The sequence below is a fragment of the Nostoc sp. genome (assembly GCF_036916655.1).
Taxonomy (GTDB): domain Bacteria; phylum Cyanobacteriota; class Cyanobacteriia; order Cyanobacteriales; family Nostocaceae; genus Nostoc.
Genome location: NZ_JBALFY010000117.1, coordinates 144680 through 164177, shown reverse-complemented (window position 1 = coordinate 164177; position 19498 = coordinate 144680). Strand labels below are relative to the sequence as shown.

The following is a 19498-nucleotide window of genomic DNA, read 5'->3' as shown; positions in this document are numbered from 1 at the left end:
ATCAATTACCAATAGTGAGCGCATTAAAAATTTGTATCAGAAAAACTTTATATGTAAATAAACATATTTGAGACGTAGCAAATACATCTGTACACTGAAGGAGTGCTGAGTTAAAAGTGCTGAGTAGGCAAGCAACACTTAATACTCAAACCTCAGCACGGGCTAAAGCCCCGCTCCCGCTAACAGCACTTAGTATTAGGAGGTTTGGTGATGATTCAATTCCGTATTCAGCCAGACAGCGAAATTCCCGCATCAACCCAGCTGTTTAATCAAATCCGATTTGCGATCGCTTCTCGACAATATCCCCCTGCTTACAAATTGCCAAGCACACGGGCATTGGCAATGCAAACGGGGTTACACCGCAATACCATAAGTAAGGTTTACCGTCAACTAGAGGAAGACGGATTTGTTGAAAGTATGGCTGGTTCGGGTATTTATGTTCGCGCCCAAGGTCATGAGGGCGGTAGTAGGCTGCAATCACCAATTCTCAAACAAAATCCTAATGCATATCAAGTTGTCCAGCAAGCACTTGATGAGTTGCTCTCTCAAGGATGTTCGCTAAATCAGGCTAGAGAGCTATTTTTAGCGGAAATTGACTGGCGTTTGCGTTGTAGTGCGCGGGTACTGGTTGCAGTTCCATCTTATGATATGGGTGCTGGTGAATTGATGGTGTATGAATTAGAGCGATCGCTAAAAATTCCAGTCCAGCTGGTAGCAATGGAAGAATTAACAGCTGTGCTAGATAAAACTACTTCTGCCACAGTCGTCACCAGTCGGTATTTTATCAGTAATGTGGAAGCGATCGCAGCTCCAAAAGCTGCACGAGTAATTCCTCTCGATATCTACGACTACAGCAAAGAACTCAGCATCTTGAAAACCCTACCAAAAGAAAACTGTGTTGGGATAGTTAGCCTCAGTTCTGGGATTGCACGAGCCGCAGAAGTCATTCTCCACGGTTTGCGGGGCGATGAACTACTGGTGATGACTTCGCAGCCAAAAGATGCCTATAAACTTCAGGCAATGGTTAAACGGGCTGAGGTAATCATCAGCGACCAAGCCAGTTTTGCGGCAGTGCAAGCAGCCGTGCAAGCATCTGATGAAGATATTATTCGTCCACCAAAGCTGATTAAGGTTGAAAATTATATCGGCGCTAACTCGATTAACTTGCTAAAACGAGAACTGGGTTTAAGTTAATCTCAAGATAATTCTACCAACATCTTTGAGAGCAACTAATACAGGAGGGATGGGATAGTGCAGATTGTAATTGTGGGCGCAGGCCCAACAGGTGTAACCCTTGCCCTGCTTCTTGTAAAACGTGGTATTGCTGTAACGTTAATTGAAGCAGCAAAAGACTTTCATCGTGTATTTCGCGGTGAAGGATTAATGCCCAGTGGCTTAGAAGCTTTAGAGGAAATGGGTATATCAGCCTTGTTGGAACATATTCCCCATCGACAACTTGACGCGTGGGAATTCATCATCGGGGACAAGCAGTTATTTCGAGTTGATGAACCAATGGCAGCAACCCGACCCTGTACGCTAGTTTCACAACCATCACTGCTCAAAGCACTGATTTCGGAAGCTCAAACCAATGATGGGTTTGAATTTATCCAGGGTGTTCCGGTCAAAGATTTATTGTGGAGTAACCAACGTGTCGCAGGTGTAGTACTGAGCGATGGGAAAGAAATTACTGCTGACTTAGTGATTGGGGCAGATGGTCGAAATTCTCTTGTGCGACAACGTATAGGATTGGAATTGGTACGTCAGCCCAAAAATATTGATATTCTCTGGTTTAAACTTGCCGCCAGTCCTGAGTTTGCAGCCGATAATGTGTTTCGTACTATTGTAAATGGCGATCGCGTATTTACCATCTTTCACGGAGCAGAATCAGGAAAACTACATCTGGCTTGGGTGATGTCAGCAACCGAAAATACTGACTGGAAACAAGCCAACTGGGCAGAGATTTTTGCTTCACTATCACCTTCATGGCTAGCAGAGCATTTCCGTAATCATGCAGACACCATCGAATCCCCCATTCGGCTTTCTGTTGTGGTTGGTTATTGTCGGCAATGGCACGCACCAGGGGTATTGCTTCTAGGTGACGCTGCACACCCAATGTCTCCCGTCCGTGCCCAAGGAATTAATCTAGCATTCCGTGATGTGATTGTCGCTGCTAATCATCTTGTGCCGTTGTTGCAAAAAGAAGCTGGACACCAGAATATTGACATGACACTATCGCAAATCCAAGCGGAACGTGAGCCAGAAATTATCCGCGCCCAGCGACTCCAGTTAGAGGAAGCTAAACAAGGCGAACTACTGCGAAAAAATGCACTGCTGCGATCGCTGTTGATTCAACTTGCTCCCTTGCTCCGTAAAATAATTAAAAAGTCTTGGTTAAAGCGACAATATAAAATGCGTCAAGGTATTACACAGGTACACTTAACTGTTTAAAAATCACCAGCAGTTATCCTACTTGTGGTTGTGGGGTGTTAATTTGCAAAAACTCTTGTACCCGTTGCAGATAAGTTGGGGCATCTTCCAACATTGGGAAATGCGCTGTGTTACGAATCATCACAAACTTCACTTTGTCACTCAATGCAGCCGCTTGACGACCCATCTCGGCTGGAATAATTTTGTCATACTCCCCCGCCACAAGTAGAGTTGGCACTGTCAGCTTCGCAAACTCTTGCGGCATCACTTCAGATTGAGCCTTACTGACTGAAGTAAAAATTGTCCCTAAAGCCGCATCGTAATCTGCTTCGAGAAAATCTTCTAAAAAAGCCTGCCGCTCAGAATGTGGTATGGAACTATATAAAAATCTAGCCATAAACATCCGGTCAACAAATGGAATTTTGCTTAACCATTTGGGACGGAATTTAACTACATAGCCACCGAATTTATGAAAGGCACTAAAAGATTTTTCGTCGTACTCGAAAATGCCGCTACAAGTTAAAATTCCTCGTTCTACTCGTTGGGGATAGCGGTTAAAAAATAAAGTGGCAACAGAAGCGCCCATTGAATGAGCATTGATATAAACACGCTGAAGATGCAATCCATCTAACAAGGCTGCCAAATCATCAGCGTATTCCTCTAATTCATAGGTTAGCTCTCTAATTGCCTCCGATTCTTCCTGTGGGGAATCAGATTCAGCAACAGCTTCACTTGCTTGGGCGATAGTTGGCTTTCCACCAGAGCGGCCAAATCCCCGCAAATCGTAGAGTAAACAATCAAATTGTTCTGATAAAGCATCAGCAGTATTTTGCCAATATCTAGCTGAACCAGCCCAACCATGCATGAAAACCATCACTGGTTTCACCAAAGAACCGGATGGTTTTTTCACCCATTCGTAGTAATGCTCAACGCCACGAACATTAATATAAGGCATTAGTCATTTGTCCTTTGTCAATTGTCATTAGTCCCTGGTATATGGTTATTATTCCTTATTTTTTGACCAATGACTAATGACTAATGACTAATGACTATTAAGCAGATTCTGGCTTCGGTAGTGAAGACGGATGTATTATTAGTTCAGCAGTTGATCGCTTCTCGACCATTTCCCTTGTAACTGTACAGCGTGTCACATCCTTACGGGATGGTAACTCATACATTACATCCAACATCAATTCTTCGACAATACCACGTAATGCTCTCGCACCAGTTTTACGGCGGTAAGCTTCTTGAGCGATCGCTCGTAAAGCATCTGCTTTAAAATCTAATTGGACATTATCCATCTTCAGCAGCTTTTGGTACTGCTTCACTAGGGCGCTACGTGGTTGAGTCAGAATCGCCATCAGGGCTTCTTCATCTAGCGGATCTACTACTGCTACCATTGGCATCCGCCCAATGAATTCTGGAATTAGGCCAAATTTTACTAAATCATCCGGTTCTAGATGGCGAAGAGTGTCTGCTGCTCGTTTCTCTTTCGATTGGCCTTCTCCCGGTTGCACAAAGCCGATTGCTTTTTTGCCAACTCTCTGATCTACAATCTTGTCTAAGCCGACGAAAGCACCACCACAGACGAACAAAATATTACTTGTATCAATCTGGATGCAGTCTTGATAAGGATGCTTGCGCCCTCCTTGGGGTGGTACATTAGCGATCGTTCCCTCTAACATTTTCAGCAAGGCTTGCTGGACGCCTTCGCCAGAAACATCGCGGGTAATTGACGTGTTCTCACTCTTACGAGCAATTTTGTCAATTTCGTCAATATAAATAATTCCCCGTTGCGCTTCCTCTATATCTAAGTCTGCCACCTGCAACAGTCGCAGCAAGATATTTTCCACATCTTCTCCCACATACCCCGCTTCCGTCAGCGTCGTCGCATCGGCAACGGCAAAGGGTACATCCAAGATTTTCGCTAGGGTTTGGGCTAAGAGAGTTTTACCGCAACCAGTCGGGCCAATTAATAAAATGTTGGACTTTTGCAGTTCTATAGCATCATCCGCCCCAGGTTTGCCACTGGCTTTAGACTGAATCACCGCCAGTCGCTTGTAGTGATTGTAAACGGCGACTGAAAGCACTTTCTTCGCTTCGTCTTGACCAATAACGTGTTCGTCTAGATATTTTTTAATCTCTCTTGGCTTGGGAATTTGATTGAACGAAATACTAGCAGAGTGAGTACGCCGTTTTTCAGGTGGTTCTGCTCTTGGCGCTGGTTGTGCTGCCGCACCACTGGTATCGAGTAACTCCTCGTCTAATATTTCATTACACAAGTCAACGCATTCATCGCAGATGTAGACTCCCGGCCCCGCGATTAATTTACGCACCTGCTCTTGAGACTTGCCACAAAATGAACATTTTAAATGGGAGTCGTACTTAACCATACCAGCCTCTTATTTCAGAATGGTGACGTTTTCCCCTGCTACGGGAAGATTTTGCCTGGAAATGACCTGATCAATCAAACCGTAGTTTTTTGCCTCTTCAGCCGACATAAAAAAGTCACGCTCAGTATCAGCTTCAAGTCTTTCTAAGGGTTGACCAGTATGGTGAGCCATTAACTGATTCAACTTAGCCTTAACATAAAGAATTTCTCTGGCTTGAATTTCAATGTCAATGGCTTGACCTTGAGCGCCACCAAGTGGTTGGTGAATCATAATCCGGGAGTCGGGCAGAGACATTCGCTTACCGACAGCTCCTGCTGTCAACAAAAATGCCCCCATGCTCGCGGCTAATCCAAAACAGATGGTAACAACATCAGGGCGAATTTGCTGTATTGTATCATAGATTGCCATCCCTGCGTAGACGGAGCCACCAGGAGAATTAACATACAGTTGGATGTCTTTTTCTGAGTCTTCGGCGTCTAGGAATAACAACTGAGCCACAATTGAGTTAGCTACGGCATCATCTATTGGCGTTCCTAAAAAGATAATCCGCTCTCGCAGCAGGCGGGAGTAGATGTCGAAAGCTCTTTCTCCCATGCCAGATTGCTCTATAACCATCGGTACGATGTTGCTAGGGCTGCTCAACTGGGAGTTAATGTTTATTCGACTTAAGTTGCTGATTGGGGAATTTCCCGACTGCGATTCAAGCATACAAGCTTTCTGTGACGATAATTTAGGACAAATGTTTCAGCAGCCGATGCTGCCTTTTCAACGAATGGAATTTGTATAAGCTACGTGTTAACCATTATGCCTCATATAATTTCCTCTCGTGTAACACAGTATCAAGCTCAGGCGATAACCGATGTCACTATTTGCCGAAAATTCATTAATCCTTTAATTATCTGACTTAATCCTTGAGTTATGGGGCATTGGGAAAGAGGAGGCAGAAGTTGTTGAATTTTGAATTGATTTCTTCCTCATCTCTCTTACCTTACCCATTTCACCAGTACTTTAACTCAGAACTGGTGAATTCATGGCTGTGGGATTTTTGATTATCCTTCTGTGACTTCTTTTATGACTTCTGTGGAAGTTTCGCTGTTTTCTTCCTCAGTCTGAGGTGCATCAGCATCACCATCTGATTCTGCGTCTTCTGTTTCCTCTGCGAGAGTCAAGGAACCTTCGGGTACAAGTTCAACTGAGGAGTGTTCTAAAAGCCAATCGATGATTTTTTCGGTTAACAGTTCGTTTTCCACGATTGACCGCAGTTTATCTTCATCAACGTCTTGTTCTTCTGGGTATTGCTCCAAAAGCTCTTTGACTCTGGCTGCGATTTCTTCTGGTATTACCTCGATAGATTCGCGTTTGCCGATTTCCCGCAAGGACAAGGAACGTTTGATGCGTTCAATTGCTTCAGTACGCGATCGCTCCCGCAATTGCGGAATAATATCTTGAGTAAACAGCTTTCTCACATCCAATCCCTGCTGAGACAGCCGCATTGCTGTTTGCGTTAGCATCGCATCTACTTCTTGCTCAATCAAGGTTGCTGGTAAGTCAACTTCTACGTGCTTGAGCAGTTCCGTTAACAAGGCTTCCTGCTTATTGGTTTTTGTTTTGTCGTCCGCCTCTTTTTGATATCGCTCTACCAAAGAAGCGCGTAACTCCTCTAAGGTTTCAAAATCGCTGATTTCCTGGGCGAAATCGTCATTTATTTCTGGTAGTTCCTTTTCTTTGATTTCTTTCAGCGTCACGGTGAAAGTTGCCGCTTTTCCCGCTAAATCTTCATTAGCATAAGGATCTGGGAACTGTGCCGCAATTTCTTTGGTTTCTTCAGGATTCATCCCCACGATTCCCGAAATAAAGCCGGGAATAAATTTATCTTCCTGCAACTCAACTTGAAAATCAGTTGCTTCGGCTCCAGGAATCGGTTCTAGTTCCGCTGCCTCATCTTCGCCCTCAACTCTGGCGAATGAACCTTTAAAATCAACTACGGCAATATCGCCAATTTGGGCTGCACGTCCTTCCACAGGAATCAATGTCGCCAATTCTTGACGTTCTTTATCCAGAGTGTTTTCTACTCGCTCTGGATCGAACTTGACTTCTTCAGCTTTGGCTTGCAAATCAGTGTACTGCACTAGATTCACTTCTGGTTCTACATCGACAGCAGCCGAAATCGTCAGGGGTTTTCCCGGTTCATAATTCTTAATCAGATCCTCAAAAGAGGAGCGCAATTGCGGCTGACCGATTGCTGGGATGGCTTCTTGTTTGACTGCTTGCTCAATGCCATCTTGAATTAGTTCTTCCAGCGCCGCTGCCTTGATTCGAGTCGTACCCAGCCGTTGTAGTAATATCGGCCGAGGCACCTTGCCTTTACGAAACCCAGGAATATTGGCAGTACTGGCTAAGTTTTTAATGACCTGTTCGTAAGTTTGCTTGGTAATTTCCGGCGTAATCTCTATTTCCAGGCCAATTTGGCTGGCGGGAAGTTTTTCCTGGGTGACTTTCATGCTTTGTCTCTAGTTTTCTGGTATTTTATACTCCGAGTACACACAAAACGCAATAAAATAATTGTTTGCGTTTATGGCTTGATGTCTCTTAGGGGTAATGGGAGTTTGCCAAAAGGTCTTGTGACATCCAAGGATGGATGTTTGTCTTGGGGCAAAGATCCAGTTTACTGCCAATTATCAAGGACTTGACATTTTACTTTCATAACAATTTGGTTAATGGGGCATTGGGCATTGGGTATTGGCATTGGGCATTGGTTATTCTCCATCTTCCTCTGCTCCCTCATTATTCCTCCACTCCCTACTCTCAGGAATTAATTATTCAGTGGGCTAATGCCGTGATATCCTGGTTCTCAACGAGTGGTTAGTACCCCAAATTAAAGTTATAGTATTGAGTCTAGCTATTTCTAAGTTATGGTACGACACCGTATATGTTACCTGAGCGCATAGCTAAGTTTTGTACTTGTTTTGTGCATTTCGATCTTAGTTAATATATTCATCATCTTGGTAAACAACTTTTTTTAGCCAAGATGTCTCTTGCCTTATAGGTGAGATGCCTGTTAAATGTCTAAGTGCAGATATCTTCATTTTTCTGCTAAATGGCAGTTTGTTGTATAATAATATATAGTTAAAATCGATGAAATAAATGAATGTCCATTGTTGTAAAATTCAACATCACTTAACTTATTAAATAACCAAGCGAATAAATGTATAAATGTATTAAATATAATATAAAAACAGAGTAAATTAGAAAAAAATCTAAATCTATTCAAAATCTATTTACAGACTGCGATCGCTAATTATATAAAAATTGTCAATTGTTCCAATAAATTGCAGATAAGTCTCTTAAAGGAGGAAGCAAGTTTGTCGAAATCCTATCGTTTAGCTATTTTGGGAGCCACTGGTGCAGTTGGTACTGAGTTGCTGGAATTATTAGAAAACCGTAACTTTCCGGTTGCTGACTTGAAGTTATTGGCATCAGAGCGGAGTGTCGGGCGATCGCTACGCTTTAAAGGGGAGAATATACCAATAGAGCCAGTTAGCGATCGCGCTTTTGAAGATGTCGATATAGTACTAGCTAGTGCAGGTGGTTCCACATCCAAAGCTTGGGCAGCAATTGCCGTCGAAAAGGGCGCAGTAGTAATTGACAACTCCAGTGCCTTTCGGATGAACCCAGAAGTTCCCTTAGTAGTGCCAGAGGTAAATCCGCAAGCCGCAGCGCATCACCAAGGCATTATTGCTAACCCCAACTGCACAACGATTTTAATGGCTGTGGCAGTCTGGCCATTGCATAAAGTTAAACCAGTGCAACGCATCGTCGCTGCAACCTACCAATCGGCTAGTGGTGCAGGTGCTAGGGCAATGGCAGAAGTGAAAACCCAAACAAGCGCTATACTACAAGGACAGCCACCGATTGCCGAAATATTGCCTTACCCATTGGCATTTAATTTATTCCCCCATAACTCCCCATTAAACGATTTGGGTTATTGTGAGGAAGAAATGAAGATGGTGAACGAAACCCGAAAAATATTTGGCACGCAGCAAATCAGAATCACTGCGACCTGTATACGGGTTCCCGTACTCCGCGCCCACTCAGAAGCCATTAATTTAGAATTTGAGACTCCCTTTAGTGCGAAGGAAGCCAGAGAAATTTTAAATTCCTCCCCTGGAGTAAAATTGGTAGAAGATTGGGGAACTAATCATTTTCCGATGCCAATTGAAGCAACAGGTCAAGATGAAGTTCTAGTGGGAAGAATTCGTCAGGATATTTCCCATCCTTGTGGTTTGGAATTATGGTTGTGTGGCGACCAAATCCGCAAAGGCGCAGCGTTAAATGCAATCCAAATCGCTGAGTTGTTAGTAGAGAAAAATCTACTCAAACCATTAGCTATTAGTCATTAGTCTTTTGTCATTGGTTAAGCAACAAAGGACGAAGGACGAAGGACAAGTGACAAAAGACTAATGACACTTGAAAGCAATTTGCAGATAGGTTATTACAATAGAGAACCACCAAGATATAAAAACATGGGTAATCAGGAGTGAAAAAAGGGTGGGAGATTTTGGCAATGTTTTAACCGCTATGATTACGCCATTTAAAGCAGATGGTAGCGTCAACTATGATGTAGCGGCAGAACTGGCGGCGCATCTAGCTAACAATGGTACAGATACATTGGTGATGTGCGGCACAACAGGAGAGTCCCCGACGCTAAGTTGGGATGAAGAATACCAGTTGTTTGTCGAGGTATTGCAGTCCGTGGCCGGAAAAGCCAAGGTAATCGCAGGTTGTGGATCAAATTCCACTAAAGAAGCGATCGCAGCCACCGAAAAAGCGTCTAAAATAGGAGTACATGGTTCCTTACAAGTTGTTCCTTATTACAACAAACCGCCACAAGCGGGATTGGAAGCGCACTTTAAGGCGATAGCACAAGCCTGTCCCGACTTACCGTTGTTGTTATATAATGTCCCCGGTCGTACCGGACAAAACCTTCAGCCAGAAACAGTTGCCCGGTTAGCTGAGGTTAACAATATTGTCGGGATTAAAGAATCCACTGGTAGTATAGATCAGGCAAGCGAAATTCGCCGCTTGACACCAAAAGAATTCCACATCTATTCTGGTGATGATTATATGACTTTGCCCTTGTTAGCGATCGGGGCAAAGGGTGTGGTAAGTGTAGCTTCTCATCTGGTAGGAAACCAACTACAGCAGATGATTCAAGCTTTTAATGCCGGAAAAATTGAGGTAGCAAGCGACATTCATCTCCAACTGTTCCCGTTGTTTAAAGCCCTATTTCTCACTTCAAATCCCATTCCAGTGAAAAAAGCACTGAAACTTCAAGGTTGGGAGGTTGGTTCAACTCGTCCGCCGCTATGTGAAGCTGATGTAGAAGTCAGTCAAAAATTAGAAGCGGTCCTGAAAGAACTTAGTTTAATCTAGCCACCAACTAGTTAAGCATTGCTAATTTACTCATTACCAAAGATACATATAAACAACGATCATAATTGTTCATAAGTTGCAATTTAAAAACCTGTGCTAGGACTGATAGATATACTATGAATCCTTGAGTGTACAGTCGATTTTATTGAATAAAAAATTGAAATCTTCAATTAAAACTTGATTGCTTTGGGACTGACTTAAGAGACAGATGATGTCTTAAATGCAAGTTCGTTAACTATCAACTTAATTAACCACAAGTAACAATCTAAGGAGAAAATGGCTAAAAACGAAGCTAATAATTCCGCCTTGAAAATTATTCCTTTGGGCGGTTTGCACGAAATTGGGAAAAATACCTGTCTTTTTGAGTATGACGATGAAATTATCCTGTTAGATGCAGGATTGGCTTTTCCTACAGAGGCGATGCATGGAGTAAATATTGTTTTACCAGATACGACCTATCTGCGGGAAAATCGCCACAAAATTAAAGGGATGATTGTTACTCATGGTCATGAAGACCATATTGGTGGGATTGCCTTTCATCTCAAGCAATTTGATATCCCGGTGATTTATGGGCCCAGGCTAGCAATGGCAATGCTAGAGGGTAAATTAGAAGAAGCAGGAGTCCGCGATCGCACAGAAATCAGAACAGTTCTACCACGTGATGTAGTACGGATTGGCAAAAACTTTTTAGTTGAATATATTCGTAACACTCATTCCATCGCTGATAGTTTCACTGTTGCCATTCATACTCCCCTGGGTGTAGTTATTCACACAGGGGATTTTAAAATTGATCACACCCCAGTGGATGGTGAAAAGTTTGATTTACAACGGTTAGCAGAACATGGTGAAAAAGGCGTTCTTTGCCTTCTAAGTGATTCTACTAATGCTGAGACACCAGGATTTACACCTTCGGAACGCTCAGTTTATCCCAATCTGGAGAGAGTATTTAGTCAAGCACCTGGGCGACTATTTGTCACTACCTTTGCTTCTAGCGTCCATCGCATCAACATGATTTTGGATATTGCGAAGAAGCAGAATCGTGTAGTAACGGTTGTCGGGCGTTCCATGCTGAATTTGATTGCTCATGCCCGCAATTTAGGTTACATCAAGTGTGAAGATAATCTGCTGCAACCATTGCACGCAGTCCGCAATCTACCCGATGAAAAAGTTTTAGTCTTAACTACAGGTTCTCAGGGTGAAACGATGGCAGCAATGACCCGCATTGCCAATAAAGAACATCCTCACATTAAAATCCGCGAAGGAGATACGGTAGTATTCTCTGCTAACCCAATTCCCGGAAATACCATCGCAGTAGTCAACACCATTGATAAATTGATGATTCAAGGTGCGAAAGTGGTCTATGGACGGGATAAAGGAATTCACGTCTCCGGTCACGGCTGTCAGGAAGAACAAAAGCTGATGATTGCCTTAACTCGACCCAAATTCTTTGTGCCATTTCACGGCGAACATCGGATGCTAGTGAAGCACGCAGAAACGGCTCAGAGTATGGGCATTCCCGCAGAAAATATGATCATTATTCAGAATGGTGATATTGTCGAACTGACTGAAGATGCTATTCGCGTCACTGGTAAGGTGCCATCTGGTATTGAATTGGTGGATACTACTAGTTCGGGTATGGTAAGTGCCAAAGTGCTGCAAGAACGGCAACGCATGGCTTCTGAAGGCATTATCACGATCGCAGCTGCCATAGATTGGAATGGTAAACTGTTGGCAAAACCAGAAACTCATCTGCGGGGTGTAGTTACAAGTGTAGAGCGATCGCTGTTACAAACTTGGGTAAAACAACGCATTGAAGAAATCCTCACTGTGCGCTGGACAGAATTTGCTCCTGGCGGTGAAGCAGCAGATGTAGACTGGGGTGGATTGCAAGGAACTTTAGAACGAGAATTGCAACGTTCCATCCGTCGGGAATTGCAATGTCAGCCATCTGTGACTTTGTTGATGCAAATCCCTGATGAGCCACCTGTGAAAGTTGCTGATGGCAGAAGACGGCGGACTCGGACTGCTGCTCAGGTAGCATCATAGAGAATTTCAGGTAAAAATCTCATACAGAGATAAGTTTGAGCAGTGGCTTTCACCGCTCAAATTTTGATTGGCGCAAAGACACAGAATTTTTCTGAACGTCTTTGCGCTTTCTTTTGTAATGCGTATAGAAATTATTTATAGTTATTGGAGGTGATCTCACTTGTTAGGTTGCTGTCGCCTCAAGCAACTGCAACCAATATCTCCTCATTTTTCTCGGCTGCTAAAAGATACAGATTTCTCCACCGCTCGAAGTCTTCAAAACACCATTCATTTCTTGCAAACAGTGTTGCAGGATCGATCTGTCGAAAAATGCTGGCCCCTTCACTGACTAGCTCACGAGAAATAAGTCCCAATGACTCCTCTGTTGATAACAGAGTTGGAGCAAAGGTTTGATCTCCAAACATGAGCTTTTCAACAATCTCATCGGCATTCGCAAACTTTCTTCTCGATAGCTCCTGCGACAAACGTTTCTCGATCTCAGCAGATGATTTTTCTAGTGATGCTGTTCTATCTTCAATTCCTGGATAGGCTTGGCGAGTAAGCCTCAACTCAGACCGCAATTCAGAGATTACCCGATCTGCTTCTAGCTCAGATCCAAAAGTCTCGTGGTGTGTTTCGATAACATCTTCAAGGATTTCATTAATCTCTTCAGGATCAATCTCAAAAAAGCGGAAAATGCCGCAACCATAAGGGAAAAGAGAAACTACAAGGATGCTAAGTGCCTTTTCACGTTGAAGGCGTGCGTATAGTGTACTGGAAGGAGGAATTGCGCTGTAGAGTACAGAAACACCCATAAGCAAGCTCATCTGATTTTAACGCTTCAGACTATATCACTCTCGAATTGCCACTGAAACCTAAGTTTTGTGAAATGCAATCGATGCTAATCGATCAAAAATCAGTGCTTCTACGGCATTTAGCTAGCGATGAACAAGACACACTTACGTGAGAAAGTGGGAACACCGAGAGGAAAAAAGCCTTCTAGGGGATTACTGATGTTTATACTTAGCAAAAATACTTTCAGAAAGACCTTATATTAAGTTCTGTAAATGTTACACTAAAACCTATCCAATGACGGATGTCTTCATTAAAATTTAAACTGTGTCAAGTTATGAACAAGATCGTAATATTACACTACCGATCCCCAGAAATTTGCGATTAACTTGACGTAGTAATAAATTAGGTTCTGACTTAAGTGGCTAATCAGGTATTACATTATATCGCAGTCAGAACGCGATTTTTCCGGGAAAGTTCGTTGCCACGTTGTATATATTCATCAAAAAGGTGAATAGCCTCAATAACACAGAGGGTTAATCATGAAGGTATTCGACAATACCACTAAAAAGATTTTTCTGGCTAGCTGGGTATCAATCAATCAAGCAGAGACTACTGACCATAAAGCAACCCAGCTTAACCATTCTCCTTCCAAGCCCTACTGGGATATTCTCCAACCCCTACGGCAGCGAGTAGAAAACATTCAAGTCCGCGATCGCCAACTAGCTCATCGTTTGTGCAAACTGATTCCATCTCAATGCCCTTTTGAGCGCGATGTCAAATTATTTGGGAAGACCTTGTTTCACATCCCACCTATGTGCAAGCTCAACCCCTTATACGAAGAAGTGGTTGGTTTACGTTTCCGAGCGTTGTGCTATCTAGCCGACGACTGTGGCGAAGATGTATCGCAGTACTGCTAATACTGAGATATGAACGCTGAGGAAAAAGTTAGGAATCAGGAGTAAAGGGTCGGGGATCAATAATATAACTCCTAATTCCTAACTCCTAACCATTTTTTATTATTTTTTTACTATTTCTTTTGCCATTTTTGAATTGCATCCTGAGCATCTTCATAAGCGGCTGTTTCCTCTGGCACTAAAGCAGCGGTCGCAATTGCGGCATTACGTTCTCCTTCGGCGGCGCGACGCTTGGCCAGGTCTAAAATTTTCTCACTCCATTTATTGATCGATTTTTGAGCTGCATCGAAGCCTGGTTGATCGGCTGGTACTTTCTTGGCAACTTCAATCGCTCGATTATAGGTAGATGCCTGTTCAGACTTAATTAAGCCATTAGCTGCATCTAAAAGAGTTCTGTTGCTCACATACTGTTTACCCTCTAGCCGCCACAGGTTAATTGCTGCTTGTGCTTTGGCGTAGGGGGCTTCGTCTTTGGTGATTAATCGAGCCGCAGCAATAGCGCTGGCATACTGTCTTTGTTTAGCACGACCTTCTGCTAAATCTAAAATCATCTGGCTCCAAATCTGAATATTCTCTTGAGCTTGTTCGTACAGTGGTTCACCCGATTGAATTTTTCGGGCTGTAGCGATCGCCATGCTCAAATCGCTCGCCTGAGTTTGTCTGAGCGACATTTTCGCCAGGTCTAATACTGCTTGATTCCGTTTTGTGGACTCGGAATTAGAGACTATTTGGGCGCTAGATTGATTTTTGAGTCTCACTGGTGGAGTGGAATCGCTGGGTAAATTCTCAATAATTTGGCGATCGCTAACATTAGTATTGGGTGATGTGCTTGATATTTGCTTAATTCTAAAAGTTTCTTGATTACGGAGAAAAACTACAGCGATTAAACCTGCTACCAGCAAGCTGCCTCCACCCCATAAAATAAACTGTTTCCAAAAAGGGATGCTTGGCTGATTCGCTGGCAATCGCGAGACGTAACCTTTTGAGGAATTGGGGATAAATCTTCCTCTGGTATTCACTCCTAAAGAAGTTTCCGCCATTGGCTGGGCAACTAAGCTGCCACTTGACTCCTGGACTTTTTGACTTTTCACCTGTGGGGAGGATTTCACAGTAGCTTCTCCTCGTCTGCCCCGTTCTGCTGAAGTTCTAGAGGAATCATCGAGGGGAGGTGCTGCAAGGGCAACAGCAAAAGATTCTTCAGGATAAATCACCGATTCTGCTTGAAAATCGCTTTCCAATGCCAATTCTGGCAAGATTACTTGCTGCCTTGATGGGATAATAGTGGCAGGGTTTTGGACAGGACGCCAGTGGTGGTGACATAATTTTGGCACAATCAGGCTGAGGTAGCTTTCTAAATCTGCCAAGTTACTACCATTACCAGAACCCAAAGCTTCTAACAAAGCTGCTGTAAAGAATCCGTGACCTAATTCGCTACTCTCATGGGAAAATTGCTCTGGTTGGCAAGAAAGAATTGTCGCGAGTTGTAGCTCTTGGGCTAGTTCTATGGTTTCTTCACCAACTGGAGCATCCGCTTGAGTGCCAAAAGCACGATTGATATCGAGTAGTAGCAGTACATTTAAGTCAGCAACTTGTAGACTTTGCATCAGCGATCGCAATTCTATACCAGTCTCTTGTACTAGTTCCGGGTTGCCCTCTGCTGGCATTAAGTAATCTTTGCCCTTGTAGTTGACTCCATAACCGCTAAAGAATAACCACAGATAGTCTTCTGGCTGCCAACTTCTTGCTGCTAAATCTTCAAGTAGCAGTAAAATATTCTCCTTCGTCGGGTAAGTTGATCTATCCCCAATCGGTGGCGAAGTATCTGTCATGACTAGACAGTGTTCGGGGAGAAAACCTGCCTCTGTCACCAAAAAATCGTCTAGTGCCTCAGCATCCGCTTGGGCACAACTTAAAGGTTGAAATAACTGATATTGATTGATGCCAATCGCGATCGCCCAGTAATTTGCCATCCCGCTCTTTGTCAGTTATTGTTTGCTGGTCTTAAAATTGCGGTTGGCTTTGCCCAAAAAACAAAGCTAACCTGTGTCTTATAGTCTAGGGGGATTCTAATTGAATCTTCAGTTAGAATGTAATTTTTATTACGTTAATTAGCCGGAAAATACCTTTTACCTAATTTCAATAAAAGATCATCATTAAGGAGATAGAAGGTCATGAGCAAGATTTCTGCTCACCTACCATCATGGATCACTCCCTTTTCAGTTATTAGCCAAATTGCCAGAAGAATCCGGATAATTCCTTTAGTAGTTTTGCTTATATCTACTGTCCCTGCGTGGTTTTTGATGGAAGCGATCGCACCCCAGGTTGTGCGGGCTTACACCGCTAGAGTCGATCTAGCTATCGACCGTCTGCCAGAAGAAAACTATGAAACCGTTCTCAGAAGGGCAGAAGCGGCTGCAAGGGCAGCTGCTCAAAGAAGTTTCGACCAAGATATCTTGGTGACAGATGTTTCCATCATCGTATCCGTACAAAATTATGGCGTGATCGCACCAGTCCTGACATTAGATGTCAGTCGTCCCCAATGGCGATCGCGCCCCGATGCTCAAAATTGGGCTACTTACTTTAAAACTGCGCGATCGCTACTTTTCTTTGAAAATAACTCTAATACAGTTCCAGCAAATGGCGGTGTGCCAACCAAAAAATGACGGGTTTAGCCAGACACAGAGAGAAGTTCGAGCCAAGGAAGTCTTGGCTCGAACTTTTTCTCAGAGAGATACAAAGTTCCCATGTCCCACGTAACTTTTAACCCGACTTACCTAATTCCTAACTCAACTGTTGTCCTTCGCATCAGTGAATGGCCTAGAATAAGAAGGTTGTCAAGAATTGCGATATCTGCTGACATGGCTGTTCCTAAGAAGAAAACTTCAAAATCAAAACGAGATAAACGTCGAGCTACCTGGAGACACAAAGCTGTTGTCGAAGCTCAGAAAGCCCTTTCTCTAGGCAAATCAATTTTGACTGGACGTTCTACATTTGTTTATCCAACTGCTGAAGAAGAGGAAGAAGAATCATAATTTCCCAGTCAGGAAAAGCATGAACAGCACCGATAGATTTGATTGCTAAAGTTATCAATCAAACTTCCTACAACTAAATAAACGCTTTTTCTTAGCTTTCCTGATTGCATTATGAGTCATAGATACTCTACACAAGCTCATTAGATGGAAAAAATTGGTAGTGAGTAATTGGGAATATCCATTACCCATTACCTATCATTCATGAGTAATGATCAAGTAATCATATAAAGAGTAAAACATTTGGTGCTGTTAGCAACTCAGCAAAAAAATTGTAAATACTTTGATAAAGTTATTTTTCTGCAACTATGTTAGGAAAATTTTTTCAGAAACCAGCGAAAGAAGAGGGCGATGGCTCCGCCAACGCCAAGGGCGAACGCGTCCCTCCTGGTCAACACTTAGCTAAAGGTTTCCCTGTATTAACTTACGGTGAAACTCCCCAAGTCAGCACTGAAGAATGGGAGTTTCGAGTTTGGGGTTTAGCAAAATCTGCTACCTTTAGTTGGTCAGACTTTATGGGACTACCTCAACACGAATTCACAGCAGATTTCCACTGTGTAACGCGTTGGTCTAAACTCGATGTCAAATGGACTGGCATTAAAGTTATAGATTTTATGGGTCTGATTGAAGTAGATCCCAAGGCAGCCCACATTATGGAACACTGCTACGGCGATTACACTACCAATATTTCTGTAGAAGATTTTATCCGCGAAGAAAACTTCTTTGCCTTTAAAGTTTTTGGTGAAGACCTTCCATCTGAACATGGTGGCCCGATGCGGCTAGTTGTTCCCCATTTATATGCTTGGAAAAGTGCCAAGTGGATCAATGGCTTGGAATTTTTGCCCGGCGAAGAACTTGGTTTTTGGGAGCGCAATGGCTACCATCGCCGTGGTGAACCCTGGGCTGAGGAGCGTTACAGCAATGCTTTTGGGGTTTGATGTTAGAAGTTATTCAATTTTAGATTTTAGATTTTAGATTTTGGATTGAAAGAAAAATCTAAAATTGGCAAAGTTAGGAGTTATGGATTTTTATTCTTCACTCCTCACTCATAACTTTTAACCTAGAAGTTTCTTTATGAAGGGCAATTTGCCCTGATATGGAGCATATCGCCATTTTAAATCTAGCCAGAAAGAGTTTTGCAATACACTTTTGTTATGAGAAAATGTGTCAAAGCTAGCTTTGCCGTGATAGTTGCCAATACCGCTATCTCCTACTCCACCAAATGGTAAAGATGATACACCAACCTGCATAACTGTGTCGTTAATACAGACTCCACCAGAAGAAGTTTCCTGTAAAACTTGCTTTTGCAGATTTTTGTCTTGAGAAAATAAGTATAACGCTAATGGTTTGGGTCTAGAGTTAATCAAGGCGATCGCTTCTGCAATGTCAGTGTATTCAATGATGGGTAGAATCGGCCCAAAAATTTCTTCCTGCATTACCGAATCTTCTAAGGAGACATTATCAATCACTGTCGGGGCGATATAACGCTCTGAAGGTTGAGTTTTTCCACCGATGATAACTTTTCCATCTTTGAGAAAGCTAACCAGTCGATCAAAATGTTTTTCACTAATAATCCTGGCATAATCGGGGCTATTTATAGGATTATCGCCATAAAATTCCTTTAAGTTTTTTTCCAGACCATCTATTAAATCTTTTTTGATTTTTTTATTGACTAAAAGATAGTCAGGGGCGACACAAGTTTGTCCAGCATTAATAAATTTGCCCCAAGTGATTCGTCTAATAGTGTGTTCAAGATTAATGTCAGTATCTACGATACAAGGACTTTTGCCACCTAATTCTAAAGTCACTGGGGTGAGATATTTTGCCGCTGCTGCCATAATGATTTTGCCGACGGCTGTACCACCAGTAAAAAAGATATGGTCAAACTTTTCTGCAAGTAGTTTTTGACTTGCTTCCACGCCTCCCTCAACCACCGCAATATAAGCAGGATCAAAATGTTTGGCAATAATTTCAGTGATGATATGGGAAGTATGAGAAGCAATTTCTGAAGGTTTGATAATTGCACAGTTACCAGCTGCGATCGCACCTATTAAAGGTGAGATAATTAACTGAAATGGATAGTTCCAAGGCCCAATAATTAAGACAACCCCTAACGGTTCTGGATAAATTTTTGCTGAGTATGAAAAAAAGTCCCAGGAAACTGCTGCTTTTTTGGGCTTACTCCAGTTTTGAAGATGTTTTATGGTGTAATCAATTTCTTTAACTACGCTGATTTCTGTAATGTAAGTCTCAACTTCTGGTTTATGTAAATCTGCTTGTAATGCCTCGACTATTGACTTTTCATGCTCAATGATGGCTTGCTTAAGACTTTTCAGTTGTTCAATGCGAAAATTTACATCTTTAGTTTTTCCTGTTTGAAAAAACTCTCGCTGATTATGGAGAATATTGCCAACGTTAGATAAGTCAGTTGTAATCATTATTTTGTCCTCTCAAAAACTATTTGTTTAATGCTAATTCTGTT

At 42.6% G+C, this 19498-nt stretch carries 16 protein-coding genes; 9 read left to right on the top strand and 7 right to left on the bottom strand.

What is annotated here, in order from left to right; translation table 11 throughout:
- Positions 1-210 precede the first annotated feature (210 nt).
- Both V7L31_RS31145 and V7L31_RS31140 read left to right on the top strand, forming a co-directional pair.
- Positions 211-1194 carry a GntR family transcriptional regulator gene (locus tag V7L31_RS31145; RefSeq protein WP_292849518.1) on the top strand — a complete coding sequence of 328 codons (984 nt, stop codon included), beginning with the start codon at positions 211-213 and terminating at the stop codon, positions 1192-1194.
- A 54-nt stretch (positions 1195-1248) separates the two neighbouring features.
- Positions 1249-2448 (top strand): FAD-dependent monooxygenase, encoded by a 1200-nt coding sequence (locus V7L31_RS31140; RefSeq protein ID WP_334699896.1) that lies wholly within the window; start codon positions 1249-1251, stop codon positions 2446-2448.
- A 13-nt stretch (positions 2449-2461) separates the two neighbouring features.
- On the opposite strand, the gene V7L31_RS31135 is transcribed toward V7L31_RS31140, so the two are convergent.
- The 4 genes from V7L31_RS31135 to tig form a co-directional block, all read right to left on the bottom strand.
- Positions 2462-3382: an alpha/beta fold hydrolase gene (locus tag V7L31_RS31135; protein ID WP_334699806.1), complete on the bottom strand. Its 921-nt coding sequence runs from the start codon at positions 3380-3382 to the stop codon at positions 2462-2464.
- A 97-nt stretch (positions 3383-3479) separates the two neighbouring features.
- Positions 3480-4820, bottom strand: coding sequence for an ATP-dependent protease ATP-binding subunit ClpX (gene clpX, locus V7L31_RS31130; protein WP_292849512.1), 1341 nt, complete (start codon positions 4818-4820; stop codon positions 3480-3482).
- Between the two features lie 9 nt (positions 4821-4829).
- Entirely contained in the window at positions 4830-5528 is a 699-nt protein-coding gene (gene clpP / locus V7L31_RS31125; RefSeq protein ID WP_334699805.1) for an ATP-dependent Clp endopeptidase proteolytic subunit ClpP, read from the bottom strand.
- Positions 5529-5869: 341 nt separating this feature from the next.
- Positions 5870-7321 (bottom strand): trigger factor, encoded by a 1452-nt coding sequence (tig, locus tag V7L31_RS31120; protein WP_334699804.1) that lies wholly within the window; start codon positions 7319-7321, stop codon positions 5870-5872.
- An 861-nt stretch (positions 7322-8182) separates the two neighbouring features.
- On the opposite strand from tig, the gene V7L31_RS31115 reads away from it, so the two are divergent.
- From V7L31_RS31115 to V7L31_RS31105, 3 genes are all read left to right on the top strand, one after another.
- Positions 8183-9220 carry an aspartate-semialdehyde dehydrogenase gene (locus V7L31_RS31115; protein WP_334699803.1) on the top strand — a complete coding sequence of 346 codons (1038 nt, stop codon included), beginning with the start codon at positions 8183-8185 and terminating at the stop codon, positions 9218-9220.
- A gap of 148 nt (positions 9221-9368) precedes the next feature.
- Entirely contained in the window at positions 9369-10253 is an 885-nt protein-coding gene (dapA, locus tag V7L31_RS31110) for a 4-hydroxy-tetrahydrodipicolinate synthase (protein WP_334699802.1), read from the top strand.
- A gap of 276 nt (positions 10254-10529) precedes the next feature.
- The gene (locus V7L31_RS31105; protein WP_334699801.1) at positions 10530-12299 is read left to right on the top strand and encodes a ribonuclease J; all 1770 of its coding nucleotides are present in this window, start codon (positions 10530-10532) and stop codon (positions 12297-12299) included.
- Between the two features lie 179 nt (positions 12300-12478).
- On the opposite strand, the gene V7L31_RS31100 is transcribed toward V7L31_RS31105, so the two are convergent.
- A complete protein-coding gene (locus V7L31_RS31100) occupies positions 12479-13093 on the bottom strand; it encodes a hypothetical protein (protein ID WP_334699800.1) in 615 nt (204 codons plus the stop codon).
- Between the two features lie 519 nt (positions 13094-13612).
- Between V7L31_RS31100 and V7L31_RS31095 the strand changes: the two genes are divergently transcribed.
- Entirely contained in the window at positions 13613-13990 is a 378-nt protein-coding gene (locus V7L31_RS31095) for a Mo-dependent nitrogenase C-terminal domain-containing protein (protein ID WP_292717619.1), read from the top strand.
- Between the two features lie 110 nt (positions 13991-14100).
- Here the strand turns inward: V7L31_RS31095 and V7L31_RS31090 are convergent, their stop codons facing one another.
- Positions 14101-15957, bottom strand: a complete 1857-nt coding sequence (locus V7L31_RS31090; protein WP_334699799.1) for a caspase family protein — start codon at positions 15955-15957, stop codon at positions 14101-14103.
- Between the two features lie 201 nt (positions 15958-16158).
- On the opposite strand from V7L31_RS31090, the gene V7L31_RS31085 reads away from it, so the two are divergent.
- The 3 genes from V7L31_RS31085 to V7L31_RS31075 all read left to right on the top strand — a co-directional run bounded on the left by V7L31_RS31085 (position 16159) and on the right by V7L31_RS31075 (position 17954).
- The gene (locus V7L31_RS31085; protein WP_334699798.1) at positions 16159-16650 is read left to right on the top strand and encodes a hypothetical protein; all 492 of its coding nucleotides are present in this window, start codon (positions 16159-16161) and stop codon (positions 16648-16650) included.
- Between the two features lie 195 nt (positions 16651-16845).
- Positions 16846-17019 (top strand): 50S ribosomal protein L32, encoded by a 174-nt coding sequence (rpmF, locus tag V7L31_RS31080; RefSeq protein ID WP_012407602.1) that lies wholly within the window; start codon positions 16846-16848, stop codon positions 17017-17019.
- Between the two features lie 305 nt (positions 17020-17324).
- The gene (locus V7L31_RS31075; protein ID WP_334699797.1) at positions 17325-17954 is read left to right on the top strand and encodes a sulfite oxidase-like oxidoreductase; all 630 of its coding nucleotides are present in this window, start codon (positions 17325-17327) and stop codon (positions 17952-17954) included.
- Between the two features lie 117 nt (positions 17955-18071).
- Here the strand turns inward: V7L31_RS31075 and V7L31_RS31070 are convergent, their stop codons facing one another.
- A complete protein-coding gene (locus V7L31_RS31070; protein ID WP_334699796.1) occupies positions 18072-19454 on the bottom strand; it encodes an aldehyde dehydrogenase in 1383 nt (460 codons plus the stop codon).
- Positions 19455-19498 lie beyond the last annotated feature (44 nt).

Excerpts from the sequence above, each read along its gene's own strand:
- V7L31_RS31145 (WP_292849518.1), top strand. The coding sequence starts at position 211 with ATGATTCAATTCCGTATTCAGCCAGACAGCGAAATTCCCGCATCAACC.
- V7L31_RS31135 (WP_334699806.1), bottom strand. The coding sequence starts at position 3,382 with ATGCCTTATATTAATGTTCGTGGCGTTGAGCATTACTACGAATGGGTG.
- clpX (WP_292849512.1), bottom strand. The coding sequence starts at position 4,820 with ATGGTTAAGTACGACTCCCATTTAAAATGTTCATTTTGTGGCAAGTCT.
- clpP (WP_334699805.1), bottom strand. The coding sequence starts at position 5,528 with ATGCTTGAATCGCAGTCGGGAAATTCCCCAATCAGCAACTTAAGTCGA.
- tig (WP_334699804.1), bottom strand. The coding sequence starts at position 7,321 with ATGAAAGTCACCCAGGAAAAACTTCCCGCCAGCCAAATTGGCCTGGAA.
- V7L31_RS31105 (WP_334699801.1), top strand. The coding sequence starts at position 10,530 with ATGGCTAAAAACGAAGCTAATAATTCCGCCTTGAAAATTATTCCTTTG.
- V7L31_RS31100 (WP_334699800.1), bottom strand. The coding sequence starts at position 13,093 with ATGGGTGTTTCTGTACTCTACAGCGCAATTCCTCCTTCCAGTACACTA.
- V7L31_RS31095 (WP_292717619.1), top strand. The coding sequence starts at position 13,613 with ATGAAGGTATTCGACAATACCACTAAAAAGATTTTTCTGGCTAGCTGG.
- V7L31_RS31090 (WP_334699799.1), bottom strand. The coding sequence starts at position 15,957 with ATGGCAAATTACTGGGCGATCGCGATTGGCATCAATCAATATCAGTTA.
- V7L31_RS31085 (WP_334699798.1), top strand. The coding sequence starts at position 16,159 with ATGAGCAAGATTTCTGCTCACCTACCATCATGGATCACTCCCTTTTCA.
- rpmF (WP_012407602.1), top strand. The coding sequence starts at position 16,846 with ATGGCTGTTCCTAAGAAGAAAACTTCAAAATCAAAACGAGATAAACGT.
- V7L31_RS31075 (WP_334699797.1), top strand. The coding sequence starts at position 17,325 with ATGTTAGGAAAATTTTTTCAGAAACCAGCGAAAGAAGAGGGCGATGGC.
- V7L31_RS31070 (WP_334699796.1), bottom strand. The coding sequence starts at position 19,454 with ATGATTACAACTGACTTATCTAACGTTGGCAATATTCTCCATAATCAG.